General features: G+C 64.6%; 17 protein-coding genes. 1 reads left to right on the top strand and 16 read right to left on the bottom strand.

The genetic code is table 11. The annotated features are described in order from the left end of the window. Window positions 1-14 precede the first annotated feature (14 nt). Window positions 15-620, bottom strand: a complete 606-nt coding sequence (locus HU218_RS04335) for an oxidoreductase (protein ID WP_281357112.1) — start codon at window positions 618-620, stop codon at window positions 15-17. 201 nt (window positions 621-821) lie between these two features. On the opposite strand from HU218_RS04335, the gene HU218_RS04330 reads away from it, so the two are divergent. Further along, window positions 822-1,379 (top strand): carbonic anhydrase, encoded by a 558-nt coding sequence (locus HU218_RS04330; protein ID WP_174873710.1) that lies wholly within the window; start codon window positions 822-824, stop codon window positions 1,377-1,379. Window positions 1,380-1,453: 74 nt separating this feature from the next. Here HU218_RS04330 and HU218_RS04325 read toward each other — a convergent pair whose 3' ends face one another. The 15 genes from HU218_RS04325 to HU218_RS04255 form a co-directional block, all read right to left on the bottom strand. Beyond that, a complete protein-coding gene (locus HU218_RS04325; protein WP_174873709.1) occupies window positions 1,454-2,368 on the bottom strand; it encodes an alpha/beta hydrolase in 915 nt (304 codons plus the stop codon). A gap of 124 nt (window positions 2,369-2,492) precedes the next feature. Next, the gene (locus HU218_RS04320) at window positions 2,493-3,074 is read right to left on the bottom strand and encodes a GNAT family N-acetyltransferase (RefSeq protein WP_174873708.1); all 582 of its coding nucleotides are present in this window, start codon (window positions 3,072-3,074) and stop codon (window positions 2,493-2,495) included. Between the two features lie 151 nt (window positions 3,075-3,225). Then, entirely contained in the window at window positions 3,226-4,092 is an 867-nt protein-coding gene (locus HU218_RS04315) for a phosphoribosylaminoimidazolesuccinocarboxamide synthase (RefSeq protein ID WP_174873707.1), read from the bottom strand. Window positions 4,093-4,146: 54 nt separating this feature from the next. Further along, a complete protein-coding gene (locus HU218_RS04310; RefSeq protein WP_174873706.1) occupies window positions 4,147-5,277 on the bottom strand; it encodes a 5-(carboxyamino)imidazole ribonucleotide synthase in 1,131 nt (376 codons plus the stop codon). Further along, the gene (gene purE, locus HU218_RS04305; protein WP_174873705.1) at window positions 5,277-5,765 is read right to left on the bottom strand and encodes a 5-(carboxyamino)imidazole ribonucleotide mutase; all 489 of its coding nucleotides are present in this window, start codon (window positions 5,763-5,765) and stop codon (window positions 5,277-5,279) included. The genes HU218_RS04310 and purE overlap by 1 nt, the downstream gene beginning before the upstream one ends. 163 nt (window positions 5,766-5,928) lie before the next feature. Next, window positions 5,929-6,678, bottom strand: coding sequence for a YbgF trimerization domain-containing protein (locus HU218_RS04300; protein ID WP_174873704.1), 750 nt, complete (start codon window positions 6,676-6,678; stop codon window positions 5,929-5,931). A 77-nt stretch (window positions 6,679-6,755) separates the two neighbouring features. After that, complete coding sequence (pal, locus tag HU218_RS04295; protein WP_174873703.1) at window positions 6,756-7,292, bottom strand: peptidoglycan-associated lipoprotein Pal; 537 nt, start codon at window positions 7,290-7,292, stop codon at window positions 6,756-6,758. Between the two features lie 102 nt (window positions 7,293-7,394). Further along, window positions 7,395-8,666, bottom strand: coding sequence for a Tol-Pal system beta propeller repeat protein TolB (gene tolB / locus HU218_RS04290; RefSeq protein ID WP_217450708.1), 1,272 nt, complete (start codon window positions 8,664-8,666; stop codon window positions 7,395-7,397). Between the two features lie 3 nt (window positions 8,667-8,669). Next, on the bottom strand, window positions 8,670-9,527 hold the full coding sequence (locus HU218_RS04285; protein ID WP_174873702.1) for an energy transducer TonB: 858 nt from the start codon (window positions 9,525-9,527) through the stop codon (window positions 8,670-8,672). Then, entirely contained in the window at window positions 9,527-9,934 is a 408-nt protein-coding gene (locus HU218_RS04280) for a biopolymer transporter ExbD (RefSeq protein WP_174873701.1), read from the bottom strand. Before HU218_RS04280 ends, HU218_RS04285 begins: the two co-directional genes overlap by 1 nt. Window positions 9,935-10,032: 98 nt before the next feature. Continuing rightward, window positions 10,033-10,698: a class I SAM-dependent methyltransferase gene (locus HU218_RS04275; protein WP_174873700.1), complete on the bottom strand. Its 666-nt coding sequence runs from the start codon at window positions 10,696-10,698 to the stop codon at window positions 10,033-10,035. Window positions 10,699-10,758: 60 nt separating this feature from the next. Next, complete coding sequence (locus tag HU218_RS04270) at window positions 10,759-10,938, bottom strand: DUF3460 family protein (RefSeq protein ID WP_174873699.1); 180 nt, start codon at window positions 10,936-10,938, stop codon at window positions 10,759-10,761. Window positions 10,939-11,006: 68 nt separating this feature from the next. Beyond that, a complete protein-coding gene (locus HU218_RS04265) occupies window positions 11,007-11,870 on the bottom strand; it encodes a hypothetical protein (RefSeq protein WP_174873698.1) in 864 nt (287 codons plus the stop codon). A gap of 29 nt (window positions 11,871-11,899) precedes the next feature. Further along, window positions 11,900-13,606, bottom strand: a complete 1,707-nt coding sequence (locus HU218_RS04260; protein WP_174873697.1) for a tetratricopeptide repeat protein — start codon at window positions 13,604-13,606, stop codon at window positions 11,900-11,902. Between the two features lie 31 nt (window positions 13,607-13,637). Next, a complete protein-coding gene (locus tag HU218_RS04255; protein ID WP_174873696.1) occupies window positions 13,638-15,791 on the bottom strand; it encodes a UvrD-helicase domain-containing protein in 2,154 nt (717 codons plus the stop codon). Between the last annotated feature and the right edge of the window lie 11 nt (window positions 15,792-15,802).

The following is a 15,802-nucleotide window of genomic DNA, read 5'->3' as shown; positions in this document are numbered from 1 at the left end:
GGGTGGCGGCGCATTCAAAAAAAAAAAAAAATAAGATCATCTTGGTGATACATGCAATCAGAGTAAAGCACAGTAACATAGGCAGGGAAGGTCGTAGAAGAGTAATGATAATGATCAGGTGTGAAGTAGACGTGCAATGAAACGAGCGCCGATTTCGCCCGCTGCGCCAGTTTCGCGCAGCGGGCGAAATCGGCGATGGTGCGCTGGATGTCGTCTTCCGACATTTCGCGCGGACGGTAGAAGTTGATCGGCGCGCAGATCGGCGATGCCGACACCAGGCTTTCCTGAAAGCTGTAGCGGCCGGTGTGCAGGATCTGCATCGCGATCTTGCCGCCGGCGGCATGTACCGCTTCGGTGACGATGCGATGCTGCGGCACTTCGTGCTCGTCCGCCAGCATCGAGGCGCCTTCGGCCACGCGGCCTTCCTCGTTGGGGCCCACGCCACCGGTCACGATCAGCCCGACGCCGCCGCGCGCGCGCTCGGCGTAGAACGCCGCCATTTTCTCGAAGCCGCCCGGCGCCTCCTCCAGCCCGGTGTGCATCGAACCCATCAGCACACGGTTTTTCAGGGTGGTGAAGCCCAGATCCAGTGGCGCCAGCAGATGCGGATAAGCCGTCATGATGTTTTTCCTCGTGTCGCTTGTGTCGTGCGGCTGCCCGTCTGCGCGTGCAAGCCCTTGATTATCGGTATGGCCTTGGCCTGTCGGCGACGATACTTACTGGTCAGTAAGTTGTCAAACGATCGTTTAATCAACGGCCGTACTGTGCCGGCCACGACACTGGCTTACAATTAAGCACCATAACGCGAACAGGGAGTGACCATGTGCCAGCCAAGCTGCCATACCGATAACGCCGAACGACAGACACTCGGTCGCCGCGAGTTCCTGCGCCTGGGCGCGCTGGGTGGTGGCGCCGTGTTGCTGGGCAGTTTCCTGCCACGGACCGCGCTGGCTGCCGGCGGCACCGACGCGCTGCTGCTGTCGTGCATGGACTACCGGCTGGTGGATGATACCGAGCGTTTCATGGCCGGCATGGGCATGCGCAACAAGTACGATCACGTGGTGCTGGCCGGTGCGGCGCTGGGGGCGATCACCCCCAAGTTCCCGGCGTGGAATACCGCGTTCTGGGAGCACCTGCAGGTCGCCATCGATCTGCACCATATCCACCAGGTCATCATCCTCGACCATCGCGACTGCGGCGCCTACAAGGTGGTGCTCGGCCAGGACTTCGGCCAGCTGCCGGATGTCGAGACCAAGGTGCATGCCGAAACGCTGATGCAGTTGCGGCAACAGATTCTGGCCAAGTACCCGCAGCTGCAGGTGCAAACCTATCTGATGGCGCTGGACGGCAGCGTGCAGCAGATCGTGCCGCGCAGCTAGATCGGCCCGGCAACCACCAGCGCCTGTCCACCTCACGTGGCAGGCGCTTGTCGCATGCGGCTGCGCTTATGCGCTCAGTGCGCGCTGACCCGGTTGAGCCAGGCCAGCAGATCGGCGCGGAACTGGTCGCGATTGGTCTCGTGGTGCATCTCGTGACGCCCGCCCGGGTACACCGTCACCGTGACATCGCGCATGCCGGCGCGGCGATAGCGTGCGGCCAACTGCCCCAAGCCGAACTTGCCGAGGCTGACCGGATCGCGGCTGCCGGCCTGCAACCATACCGGGCAATCTTTCGGCAGCGCCGTGCCGTCGGCCTCGCCGGCCTCCATCGCCACGATGCCGCCGAACAGGTCGCTCCACAGTTGCGGGGTGGGAAACTGCCCGCACAGCGGGTCGGCGATGTAGGCATCCACCGCCGCCGGATCGCGGCTGAGCCAGTCCAGCTTGGTCCGGGTCGGCATGAAACCGAGGTTGAAGCTGCCGAACACCAGTGCGGTCATGAACGGGCTGGGCCGTGCCGTACCGTTCAGCCGGCCGACCAGCCGGGACACCCGCCGCATCAGCCGCGCCAGCCAGCTCTGGCGGTAGCCGGTCGCCGACAGCACCAGGCCGTCCAGACGTTGGCCGTAATGCAGCAGGAAACTGCGCGCGATGAAGCTGCCCATGCTGTGGCCGTACAGGATCAATGGGCAATCGTGCTGGCCACGGGCGTAATCCACCACGCAGCGCAGGTCATCCACCACCTGCTCCCAGCCGCCGCGGGCGGCAAACCAGCCCGGCACCGGCGCATAGCGGCCGTGGCCGCGATGGTCGTGGGCATACACCGCGTAGCCGGCGGCAACCAGCTCGGCGGCCAGCGGCGCGTAACGGGCGGCGTGCTCGCTCATGCCGTGGCTGATCACCACCGTCGCGCGCGGCGTGCCATCTGGCAGCCAGCACTGGCCGTGGATGGTGCTGTCGTCACTGGCTTGCAGGGTGAAGGTTTGCATCGGGGCGGCGTTCTCGCTAGACAAGATCGCGGCCAATCAACAACGTTGACCGCATGATGCCCCCAGTTTGGCAGAATTTAGCGCGCGAGATAAGCCCTACGGCCAACGCTGCGCACCGGCAGGATCAGGCCTGCAGCGGACGGGCGTCGTAGTCGGGATTGCAGCGCGAGGTCAGCACGTGGTCGCGCCAGGCACCGTTGAGGAACAGGTAGTCCCGCGCCTGGCCTTCGATCTGGAAGCCCAGCCGCTTGAGCAGGCCGGCGCTGCGCACATTATGCGGCTGGTAATTGGCCTGTACCCGGTGCAGACGAAGATTGGTAAAGGCGAACTGCACCACCGCCTCCAGCGCCTCGCGCATCAGGCCCTGGCCTTCACAATCCTTGTCCAGCCCGTAGCCCAGATGGCAGGCCTGGAACACCCCGCGCACGATATTGCTGATGGTGATCATGCCGATCACCCGCCCCGGCTCCTTGTCGCGCATCAGCAGAAAGGTGGCGCCGCGACCTTCACGCCAGTCTTCCTCGCGCTGGCGCATGCGCATCGACCAGAAGAATTCGGAGTAATACATCCCGCCCGGCGTCGGCTCCCACGGCGCGAAATGTTCGCGGTTGCGCAGCTGGTAATCCAGCACCGCGCGGGCCCAGGCGGACTCGGCCGGCAACAGTTGCAAACGTTCGGTAGACAGGGGGGGCTGCGATGTCGCCATCGAAAAACTCCGGATACGGCGGAAAGGCGCAAGTATGCCATCAAGCGACTGTCCGCGGTTTGATTCCGCACCAGTCTGCAGCCTGACGGGCAGCAACAAAAAACCCGTGCGGTTGCGCGCACGGGTTTTCAAGTCAGCTTGCGGCCAACGTTCAGTTGCCGGTCAGACGCTCCAGCGCTTCGCGGTACTTGGCAGCGGTCTTCTCGCGCACCTCCAGCGGCACGGCCGGGGCCGGCGGCTGTTTGTTCCAGCCGGAGGCTTCCAGCCAGTCGCGCACGAACTGCTTGTCGAACGACGGCGGGGTGCTGCCTTCGGCGTAGCTGTCAGCCGGCCAGAAGCGGCTGGAATCCGGGGTCAGCGCCTCGTCCATCAGCACCAGGGTGCCGTCTTCGTCGAGGCCGAATTCGAACTTGGTATCGCAGATGATGATGCCGCGCTTGGCGGCGAATTCGGACGCGGTCTGGTACAGCAGGATGGCGGTGTCGCGCACCTTGGCCGCCAGTTCGGCACCGACGATGGCCTCGCACTGCGCGAAGGTGATGTTCTCGTCGTGATCGCCTACCGCCGCCTTGGTAGACGGGGTGAAGATCGGCTGCGGCAGCTTGCTGGATTCCTTCAGCCCGGCCGGCAGCTGGATGCCGCACACGGTGCCGGACTTCTGGTATTCCTTCCAGCCGGAGCCGGCCAGATAGCCGCGCACCACGGCTTCGATCATTACCGGTTTCAGGCGCTTGGCCACCACGCCGCGACCGGCCACCAGCGGCAGGTCTTCTGCCGACACCACGTCTTCCGGCTTGTCACCGGTCAGGTGGTTGGGCACCACGTCTTTCAGCGTCTCGAACCAGAAGTTGGAGATGGCGGTCAGAATCTGGCCCTTGCCCGGGATCGGGTCGTCCAGAATCACGTCGAACGCCGACAGGCGGTCGCTGGCGATCATCAGCATGCGCTTGTCGTCGATCTCGTACAGGTCGCGCACTTTACCCGAGTAGATTTTCTTCAGGCTGGTCAGTTGGCTCATGAAACTTCCTTCACAAAAACAAAAGGCGATGCCTTATGGGCATCGCCTGAATCCTTACAGGGTATCTTTCAGCGCGCGCGCCTGCTCCAGCGCGTCGTCGACGTTGGCCGCCAGCACGCAGTAGTGGCCCATCTTGCGGCCAACCCGTGCCTGCTTCTTGCCGTACAGGTGCAGGTGGGCGTTCGGCGCTTCCATCAGCACCGACCAGTTCGGCTCGCCGCCGTCTTCCTGCCACACATCGCCCAGCAGATTCACCATCACCACCGGCGACAGCAGCTCGGTCTTGCCCGGCAGCAGGCCGCACATGGCGCGCACTTGCTGCTGGTACTGATCGGTGGCGCAGGCATCGATGGTGTAGTGGCCGGAGTTGTGCGGCCGCGGCGCGATCTCGTTCACCACCAGGCTGTCGTCGCCCAGCACGAAGAACTCCACCGCCAGCACGCCGATGTAATCCAGTGCCTCGGCCAGCTGCACCGCGAACTGCTGCGCGCGGGCGGCCAGTTCCGGCGCGATGCGCGCCGGCACGATGGATTCGTCGAGGATTCCGTCCTTGTGGATGTTCTCGGCGACCGGGAACACTGCCACCTGGGCAGTGCTGACACGGGTGACGATGGCGGATACTTCCAGCTTCAGGTCCAGCATCTTTTCCAGCACGCAGGCCTGGCCGCCCAGATTGGCGAAGGCGGCGCGGGCCTCGTCGGCGGTTTTCACCCGCACCTGGCCCTTGCCGTCATAGCCCAGACGCGCGGTCTTGAGGATGCCCGGCAGGTAGGGAGTCAGATCAACCTGGATGTCGTCCACGCTTTCGATGGCCAGATACGGCGCGGTCGGCAGACCGGCCTTGCGCACCCAGCTCTTCTCGGCGATACGGTCCTGGGCGATGGCCACGCAGTCACCGGACGGCGACACGCGCGTGGTCTTGGCCAGCAGCCGCATGGCGTCGGCGTTGACGTTCTCGAATTCGGTGGTCACCGCGGCACAGCTATCGGCCAGGGTTTTCAGCGCGGCGGCGTCATCGAACGGCGCGCACAGATGCACATCGGCAAACTCGGCGGCCGGCGCACTGGCATCCGGGTCCAGCACGGTCACGCGGTAGCCCATGCGCTTGGCGGCGGTCACGAACATGCGGCCTAGCTGGCCGCCGCCGAGGATGCCCAGCATCGCGGGCGGCAGGATGGCGCGCATCAGTTCACCTCCGGCAGCGTCATCGCCAGTACGGTTGCTTCCTGTTTCTTGCGGAAAGCCTTCAGCTGTTCGGCCAGCTGCGGCTTGGTGGTCGCCAGCATGGCGATGGCGAACAGGCCGGCGTTGGCCGCACCGGCTTCGCCGATGGCAAAGGTGGCCACCGGAATGCCCTTGGGCATCTGCACGATGGACAGCAGTGAATCTTCGCCACGCAGGTATTTGGACGGTACCGGCACGCCCAGCACCGGAATGTGGGTCTTGGCTGCCAGCATGCCCGGCAGGTGGGCAGCACCGCCGGCGCCGGCGATGATGGCTTTCAGGCCACGCGCTTCGGCTTCTTCGGCGTACTGGAACAGCAGGTCAGGAGTGCGGTGGGCGGAAACGACGCGGGTTTCGAACGCGATGCCGAAGTCTTTCAGTACGCGCGCGGCGTTCTGCATGACTTCCCAGTCGCTGTTGCTACCCATCACGATGCCAACTTCGATCATGGAGGCGAGTCCCGTCAAGGAGAGGAAAAACGGGATTTTACCTGATTCGGCAAGGGCTTGCCCGCCGGATGTTGCATCGCAGTCGGGCCGGCAGACGCCGCCGGCTGCGGTGCCGGCAACAGCACCAGGTTGGCCGCAGCGCCTGCGGCCAACCTTGCCATGTTTACAGCGCGCCCAGCCGCTGTTTGGCTTTTTGTGCTGCCGGCGTGCCCGGGTACAGTTTGATCAGCTGGCGTAGCGTCACACGCGCCTCGTCTTTTTGCTGCAGCGAGATCTGGTTATCCGCTACCAGCCGCAGCGCATCGGCGGCATGCGCATTCTTCGGATACTGGCTGGCGAAACGGCGCAGGATGTCGATGGCGGCATCGTTCTGCTGCAGCATGGTGTGCGACACGCCCAGCCAGTAGTTGGCCTCGATGCCCTGCGCGCTGCCCGGGTAGCCATCCATCACCGCCTTGAGCTGGGTTACTGCCGCGCCGAAATCACGCTTGCGCAAAGTATCCAGCGCTTTCGCCAGCGCCGCATCGACCGGTGCCACCGCCGCCGATGGCGCGACCTCGCCCTGCGGCGCACTGGCATCCCCATGTGGGCGCTCCAGCTTGCCAAGACGCATATCCAGGTCGGCATACAGGTCGTTCTGGCGTTTCTGCGTTTCTTCCAGCTGGTGCAGCATCACCTCGTTCTGGCCACGCAGGCTGGCCATCGCCGCCTTCATGTCGCTGACTTCGTTCACCAGGTCCAACAGGCGCTGGTTGGCCAGTTTGGCCTCCACATCGGACAGCCGCGCACTGGCCTGCTGCGCATTGCTCGACATCTGGCTCTGCAGCTGGCGGCGGGTTTCTTCCAGATCGGTCGAGGTGGCACAGGCGCCCAGCAGCACGGGCAGCAACAGCATCAACAATCGGTTTTGCATGGTGTGATCGCCCATCGCGTCAAATAAAAATCCGGGACAGCGTGCCGCGATCCCGGATCAGGGTCAAGCCGCTACGCTTACTGATAGAGGAAGTCGGCGCGGCGGTTCTCGGCGTAGTCCTGCTCGGTGGTACCGGTGGCACGCGGTTTTTCCTTGCCCAGGCTCACCGCCTCGATCTGTTCCGGCTTCACGCCCAGCACTTCCAGCCCCTGCTTGACGCTTTCGGCACGGCGCTGGCCCAGCGCCAGGTTGTATTCGCGGCTGCCGCGGGCATCGGTATTGCCCTGGATCAGCACCTTGGTCTTGTACTTGTTCAGGTAACCGGCATGCGCCTGCACGGTGGCCTTGTCGGCATCGCGGATGCTGGACTGGTCAAAGTCGAAGAACACGCTCTTGCCATTCACGCCGGCAAAAGCGGCAGCTTCGGCGGCGCGGGCATCCACTTCCGGCAGGGTCTGTGCCGGTTTCAGCTCGGAACCGCTACCGGCAGTACCGTTACCGGCGGTTACCGGTGCCGCGCCACCCATCGTATCGCTGGGTGCAGCCGGGGGAGTGGAAGCGCAGGCGCTCAGCAATACCACGCTGGCGGTAACAATAAACGGAACGACTTTCATGCGAATCTCCTTGTTGCGGTTCTGTTGGGCAATGGCAGATCGGAAGTTATTTTTGCACAAAAATAAAGACCTGCCATCTGCGCGAGAGTTCAGCCGGACTGGTTACGGATTGTATGGCCCCCAGGCTGCATCCTGTACTTCACCTTCAATCACCCCCAGCCGTACCCGGCCCGGGTGTTCGACCGAGGCGGCAAACAGCACGCTGCGCCCGCCCTGGTCGCTGGCATACAGCACCATCTTGCCATTGGGCGCGAAGCTGGGTGATTCATCATAGGCACTGGTGCTCAGCTGGCGGCTATCGCCGCTGGCCAGTTCGAGCAGCATCACCTTGAAGCGCCCCGCCTCGCGCTGCACGTACACCAGCTGGCGGCCGTCCGGCGAATACGATGGAGACACGTTGTAGCTGCCCTGGAAGGTAACGCGGCGCGCATTGCGGCTGCCATCCACCGGCTGCACATACAGCTGCGGGCTGCCGCTGCGATCGGACACGAAGGCGATGCTGCGGCCGTCCGGACTCCACACCGGTTCGGTATCGATGGCGCTGCTGTAGGAGAAGCGCTGCAGGCCGCTGCCGTCGGCATTGAGCAGGTAAATCTGCGAATTGCCGCTGGTGGTCAGCACCACCGCCAGCCGGCGGCCATCCGGGCTCCACGCCGGTGCGGAATTGCTGCCCTTGAAGTTGGCCAGCACCTTGCGCTGACCGGTAGACAGATCCTGCACGTAGATGATCGGCTTCTTGTTTTCGAACGACACATAAGCGAGACGGCCGCCATCGTTGCTCCATGCCGGCGAGATGATCGGCTCGTTGGAGCGCAGCACGGTCTGCGCCCGGCGGCCATCGACATCCGCCACCTGCAGTCGCCACTCCTTGCCGACCTGGATCACGAAGGCGATGCGGCTGGCAAACAGGCTTTTCCCGCCCAGCAGCGCTTCGTACACCATGTCCGCCATGCGGTGTGCCACATCGCGCAGCTGCGATGGATGCACGTCGAACTCCATGGCCAGCTTCTGTTCGCGCGGCGCCAGCGCATCGGCCCAGAATGTCACCCGCAGCATGCCGCCATCCAGCCGCGTGACGCGGCCATACACCATGGCGCGCGCCCCCTGCTGCTGCCAGTAGCTGGCATCCAGCGGGGCGCCAGTGGCCGGCACATTCAGCAGATTGAACATGCCGGTCATCGCCAGATCGCTCTTCACCGTGGAGGTGACGGCATCCGGCAGCCACTCCTCGTTGGTCAACGGCAGGATGGCAAGCGGATAGCGGTTGATGCCGCCACCGACAATATCCACAGTCAGGTCAGCACGGGCCAGTGGTGCGGCCAACAGCAGGCAGCACAACAAAAATCGGCGGGCAACAGCAAAGAAGGAATACAAGGCTTACTCCTTGGGACGGAATTTCAGCGTAATGCGGCGGAAGTCGGCAAAGTCGGCGCCTTTGGGCAGCGGCGGGAAGCGGCGCGCATCGCGCAACGCCGCCAGCACCGCCTGGTCATAGCCGGCAACGCCGCTGCTGCGCAGCAGTCGGCTGCTACGGATTTCCAGCGTCGGCAGAATCTCCACCTCCACCACCGCTTCCGGATTGCCGGCGATGCCATCGGGCACCATCACGTAGGGACGGATGCGGTTACGCACCGCATCGACATACTGCGCGCGCAGATCGAGCACACCATTGGCACTGCCCCCTTGTACACCCTGCTTGCTACCGGACTGTGTCACCTTGCCCTTGCCGGGCCCTGGCGGCAGGTCATCGAGCTCGGACAGCAAGTCATCGGCACGCGGCGCAACGGGCTTGGCTGCAGGCTTGCCCGTGGGCGCTGCCGTGACGGCAGGCTTGCTGGCCGGCACCGGTGGCGTTGCTTTTGCCGGTTCCGCAGGCGCCGGCTTCGGCTTGGCGGGGGTCTTTGCTGGCGGCGGCGCGGCCGGTTCGGGGGCGGGCTTGCCGCCCTTGACGGTGATGTCGGCGCTATTGAGCGCGGGTAGTTGCGCCTGTGCTGCCGGCGTCGGGGCGGGCGTCGGTGCCGGGGCTGCCGGCTGCGGCTTGCTGACGGCGGCCCGCGCGGCCTTGACCGCCTCCCGTACCACCGGGCCTCCACCGGCCCACAGTTCGACCGCCAGCGGCGGCGGCGTCTGCAATACCGCCGGCGCGGCAGACCACCACAGCATGGCGATCACCGCGACATGCAGCAGTGCCGATAGCAGCCAGGCGGCGCCCCCCGGTTGACGTGCGGCCAACATCAGCTCCCTTGCTGGCGCACGGTCAAGGCCACGCGCTGGATGCCAGCTTCATGCAGGCGGTCGGCCACGGCCACCACCACGCTGTATTTCAGGTCGCGATGGGCGGTCACCACCACCGGACGGTTATCGCGCACCCGTGCCTGCACATCGGCAATCAGGGTATCCAGATCGGCTTCCGGCTGGCGCTTGCCGCCTTCGCCGACAAAATAGCGGCCATCGGCCTCGATGCTGATTTCCAGCGGCGTGGTATCGACCTGCGCGGCGCGGGTGACACTGGGCACTTCGATCACCCCCGGCGTAAACAGCGGGGTGGTCACCATGAAGATCACCAGCAGTACCAGCATCACGTCGATGTATGGCACTACGTTCATCTGGTTCATCATGCGACGGGGTCGGCGTTGCAGCATTGGCAGTATTCCTGGACAGCGGATGCAGGATGGTAGCACCTGCATCCGGCGAATGGTTTCGGCTGTGTAACGACCTGCCGCAAGCGGCAGGGTTCCCGTCAGCGGCGACGCAGCAGGGTCATACCGTCGCCCATCGGCAGGATGCACTGGTCGACACGGCGGTCATGCTTGAGGCTGGCATTGAATTCACGCAGCACTTCCACGCTGCGCGGGTCGCCGGGTTGCGGCTCGACCACCCGCCCGTTAAGCAGGATATTGTCGATGGCGATGACCCCGCCCGGCCGCACCAGCTGCAGGCAGGCTTCGTAATAGTCGGGGTAATTGGTCTTGTCGGCATCGATGAACGCCAGATCGAAACTGCCGGCCGCGCCATCGGCCAGTAGCTGGTGCAGGGTCAGCAGGCCCTGCTGCAGATACAGCTGGATGCGGCCGTCCACGCCGGCACGCCGCCAGTACTGCATGGCGATGTGGCTGAATTCCACGCTCATGTCGCAGGCCACGGTGCGGCCGCTCTCGCCCATGGCCAGCGCCACCGTCAGCGCGCTGTAGCCGGTAAAGGTGCCGATCTCCAGATAACGGCGCACCCCCAGCAGCTGCACCAGCCAGCCGAGAAACTGCCCCTGCTCCGGCGCAATCTGCATCTTGGCCATGCGATGGCCGGCGGTAAACTCGCGCAGCTCGCGTTGCACCGGGTGCTCCTGCACCCCGATCTCGAACAGGTACTCGGCCACCTGCGGGCCGAATGTCATGGTTTGTCTAGTCATGATCTGGCTCGGAAAAACAAAACGCCCTTGCGGGCGTCATGGCGAGTATCACTGACCGGCTTATTCCGGCTGGTACACATAGGCTTTCTGCGGTACGCGCGATTCTTTCCAGCGCTGCAGATCGTCCAGGTTCTGCGGGCGATCCCACCAGGTCAGGCGCAGCTCGCGGCGTTCGGTATCGACTTCCGGGTGCTTGTCCAGGTAGTCGTTCATGAATTGGGTGAATTCGGACTGATACATCTGTTACTCCCGGCAAAAGATGGCGGCGATTGTACTGCAAAAACGTGCCTCCGGCAGCCGGCCACACGCTAGGGTGAATCGGCCGGCGGCGGCAGATGGCGCTGCAGCCACATCTCGCGCTGCAACAGCGCCACCTGCTGCCGGCGGCGCCAGCCGGCAAATTGCAGATAGCTCAGCCAGCACAGCAGCAGACTCAGCAGCAGCCACACCAGCAGCAGCCACAGCCGCGGCGAGTGGATATCGCCCCAGCCCAGCTGCTGCGACAAATCCAGCCGCAACGCGAAAGGCCCGCTGCGCACCTCGACGCTGGCATGCAGGTTATTGCTCCAGCTGCCCTCCTGCGGCAGGGCGCTCTGCAGCGGTACCAGACTGGGGCGCAGCTGCTCGTCGGCCGGCAATGGCACCAGCGCCGCGGGCTGCAGCCACAGCGCCAGATAATTTCCGCCACGCCCCGGCATCAGCAATAGCTGCAACGGCGAGTCGGCACGATCTGCCCACTGCACCACCACCGCCTGCCCGGCCAACAGCAGAGGCATGATTTTAGCGACCGCCGGTTGCCGGGCCAGATCCTGCGTCGGCAATACATCGCCCCCCAGCAGGAACGGCACCACCCAGCGCACCTGCAGTTGCCGGCTGCGCTCGCTCCCCTGCAGCAAGGCGACCTTCTGCAGTAGCGGAAACTCCCGATGCAGGCTGGCAAGGTAACGCCCGGGGTCGCTACCGGCGGACTCCTGCTGCAGATTATCCAGGTCCTGCAGCAATTGTTCGCCGGCGGCCTGCAGCTGCCGCAGCCGGCCCCCGACCTGTGTCGCCAACTGCTGTGCCTGTTCTTGCAGCGCGGCCAAGCTGCGGGCACGCTCGTAGGCCAGCAGCCAGCCACCGCCGGTCACCGCCATCAGCAGCCAGCACACTGCCAGGGCCAGAAACAGCAATCGGTGCGGCCAACGAGAAGCGCGGCCGATCACAGCATGTATTCCCGTTTCTGATGCTGGTCGATCAGCTGGCGCCAGGCTTGCAACAGTTTCTGGAACTTGCTGTTGGCCGGCTCCGCCTCGCGCACTTTCTGCAGCAGCTGGTGCGCCAGATGGACGTGGCTTTCGTGCCAGCCGTGACGATGGCTCTGCGCAATCACCGCATTGACCAGGTTGAGCATCAGCTGGATGTTGTGCGGCATTTCCTCCAGCGCCTGGTGGAACAGCTCGATGGCGCGATCATGCTCGCCGCTTTGCGCCATGCGTACCGCCTGGTTGTTCAGATCGATGATGTCCTGCACGCTGCCGGCAATCAGCTGCCGGCCGGCGTCGCCCAGCCCCACCTGGTCGAACATCGCCGACAGTTTCTGCAGCAAGGCCTGGTTATCGTGGTGGTTGCGCACCATGTCGCGCGCCACCTGGTTGCCCAGTTCGTGGTGCCCCTGGGCATAGCAGGCGCGCGCGAACTCCAGCTTGTCGTCGTCCTTGAGCTTGCCCAGCTGCCCCAGTTTTTCCGCCGCCTCGTACAGCAGCCGCTCGGCGGCCTGCTTGTTGCCGGACTGGCTCTGGATGGTGCTGTCCACCACGTCCGCCATCCATTCGCCTTCCGGGTTGAATTTGTAGTCGCGGCGCAGCGACGCCAGCGTCCGTGCTGCCTCGGTCTTCTCATTGCAGGCCAGCTGCACGCGCACCAGCGAGGCGTAATGCGACGGGCTGCGATGCCAGCTGGCTTTTGCCAGCTCCAGCGTGGTGCTGTAGGCACTGCGCGCCTGCGCCAGATCGCCGTTTTCCTCCGCTACCTGCGCCAGCACCTGGTGGCGGCGCACCGTGGCCGGTGCGATCTCGGTGGCACGCTTGAGCACATCCTGCGCCTTCTGCAGCTCGTGATTGTCCTGGTACAGCTTGGCCAGCCAGTCGTAGGCTTCCATCACGCGATCGTTGTCTTCCACCACCTGCTCGAACATCGCCAGCGCCGGTTCCGGCTGTTTCAGTCCCACCAGCGCCTTGGCCATGCCCAGCTTGGCCCACTGCAGGTCCTTGACCTGCAGCACCTGCCGGTACAGCGCCTGCGCGCTGTCGTAATCACCGATCTTCAGCGCCAGGCTGCCCTTGAGCTTCATGAAATCCAGGGTGAACTCGCCGCGCTCGGCGATCTTCTTGTTGCAGGCGTCGATGGCGCCCAGATAGTCGTGCCCCATCAGCGCGTCATCCACCACCGCGAAGGCGGCGCGGCGGCGCATTGCTACTTCCAGCCGCCGCCCCAGCTCGTCGCCGGTAAACGGCTTGAGCAGATAGCCATCCGGTGCCAGCTCGGCGGCCGACACCACTTTGGCGGCGCGCCGCTCGCCGCTGACGATCATGAATACGCAGGACTGCTTGAGCAGGTTGCGCTCCTTGGCCTCCTCGTACAGGTACAGGCCGTCGTTGCCGGTGCCCAGATCGTAGTCGCACAGCACCACGTCGAAGTCGTAGCGCATCATCTTCACCAGCGCGTCGCTGGCCTTGCCGGCGTATTCCACCTTCTCGGCACCGAACGAGTTCAGCGTCATCGCCATCGCCCGCTGCATTTCCGGCACGCTGTCCACCACCAGGAACATCTTCTTGGCGAACGGATTGCTGTATTCCTGCCGGCCGGCAGGGTCGCGCTGGCCGGTAATGGCATGAAAGGTCGTCGATGGGCGCGGCTGCTGGCTCATGGTGCGTCTCGTTGCTAGAAGGTTGGCCGCATCAGGCCGGGGTCAGTTTGTCGGCGGCGTAGCGCAAATCCAGCCACTTGATGCCATGCTCGGCGAAATTGATCTGCAGGCGCACATCGTCGCCGGCGCCTTCGGCGCTGATCACCACGCCACTGCCGAACTTGCTGTGGCTCAGCGCCTGGCCGATGCGCCAGCCGGCAATGCTGTTGTTACGCACGAAAGCCGGTGCCGGTTCGTCCTGCCAGGCATTGCGCCGCGGCGCTGCTGTTTTTACCGTAGCAGACAAGTGCTGCAACAGCGCGGCCGGCACTTCGTCGACAAAGCGCGAGCGGATCGGGTAACGGCTCTGCCCGTGCAGCATGCGGCTCTGTGCCGAGGAGAAATACAGCCGCTTGCGGGCGCGGGTGATGGCGACATACATCAGCCGGCGTTCTTCCTGCAGCCCCTTGCTGTCACTGAAGCTGTTCTCGTGCGGGAACAGCCCTTCTTCCAGCCCGCCGATGAATACCGCATCGAATTCCAGGCCCTTGGAGGCGTGCACCGTCATCAGCTGCAGCGCGTCCTCGCTGGCATCGGCCTGATGGTCGCCGGCTTCCAGGCTGGCCTGGGTCAGGAACTCCACCACCGCCAGTTCCGGCTCGTGCGGCAGGAAACCCAGCGCGGCATTCACCAGTTCGTCGAGGTTGGCCAGCCGCTCTTCGCCTTCCTTGCGGTCGGCCTCGTACATCGCGCGCAGACCGGAGTCATCCACCACCAGGCTGATCTGCTCCGCCAGCGACAGATGCTCGCAACGGGCGCGCAGTTGTTCCACCAGCAGTACGAATTCGGCCACCTTGCCGCCGGTACGGCCACCACCGGCACCGCAAGCCGCCTGCCACAGGCTGATGCCGCGTTCGCGGCTGGCGGTCTGCAGGTTTTCCACCGTGCGCGCGCCGATGCCGCGCGCCGGCACGTTGATTACCCGCAGCAGCGCGTTGTCGTCATCCGGGTTTACCGCCAGCCGCAGATAGGCCAGCGCATGCTTGATTTCCTGGCGCTCGAAAAAGCGCAGTCCGCCGTAGATGCGATACGGCACGCCAGCTTGCACCAGCACGTGCTCCAGAATCCGCGACTGCGCGTTGGAGCGGTACAGCACCGCCATATCGGACAGGTTCCAGCCGTCGCGCTGCAAGGACTTCACCTCGTCGACAATGAACTGCGCTTCCTCGCCGTCGCTGAATCCCTCGAACACGCGGATCGGATCGCCGGCACCGGCATCGGTCCACAGCTGTTTGCCGAGGCGGCCGTCGTTGTGCTCGATCAGCGCGTTGGCCGCATCGAGGATGGTGCCGGCGGAGCGGTAGTTCTGTTCCAGCCGGATCGGCGCACTGATGCCGTAATCGCGCAGCAGCGCATGCATATTGCCGACTTCGGCACCGCGGAAAGCGTAGATCGACTGGTCGTCGTCGCCGACCGCAAACAGCGCGTTGTCGCTGCCGGCCAGCAGCTTGAGCCAGGCGTACTGCAGGCGGTTGGTATCCTGGAATTCGTCCACCAGCACATGGCGGAAGCGCTCGCGGTAGTGTGCGGCCAACGCCTCGTTGCGCGACAGCAGCTCGTAACTGCGCAGCAGCAGCTCGGCGAAATCGGCCACGCCTTCGCGGTTGCACTGCGCGTCGTAGGCGGCATACAGCTCGATCAGCTTGGCCTCGTACGGGTTCATCGCCGCCGGCAGCGCATGGGCGCGCACACCGGCTTCCTTGTTGCCATTGATGAACTGCTGTACCGCCTTGGGCGGGAATTTTTCGTCCGACACATCCAGCGCCTTCAGCAGCCGCTTGATGGCGGACTGTTGTTCGCCGGAGTCCAGAATCTGGAAGGTCTGCGGCAGGCCGGCATCGCGGTAGTGGATGCGCAGCAGCCGGTTGCACAGGCCGTGGAAGGTGCCGATCCACATCGCCTTGACGTTGACCGGAATCATCGCCGCCAGGCGGGTCTGCATCTCGCGCGCCGCCTTGTTGGTAAAGGTCACCGCCAGCACGCTGGCCGGACTGGCCTGGCCGGTGGACAGCAGCCAGGCGATGCGGGTGGTGAGCACCCGCGTCTTGCCGCTGCCGGCGCCAGCCAGCACCAGCGCGCTCTTGGCGGGCCAGGTAACGGCGGAGAGTTGTTCGGGATTAAGGCCGGCGAGCAGCTTGTCGTTCATGGGGCACGGGC

This window comes from Vogesella oryzae (assembly GCF_902829295.1).
In the GTDB taxonomy this organism is placed as follows: Bacteria; Pseudomonadota; Gammaproteobacteria; order Burkholderiales; family Chromobacteriaceae; genus Vogesella; species Vogesella oryzae.
The sequence above is the reverse complement of the archived record's forward strand: the minus strand, read 5'-3'. Positions and strand labels throughout refer to the sequence as shown.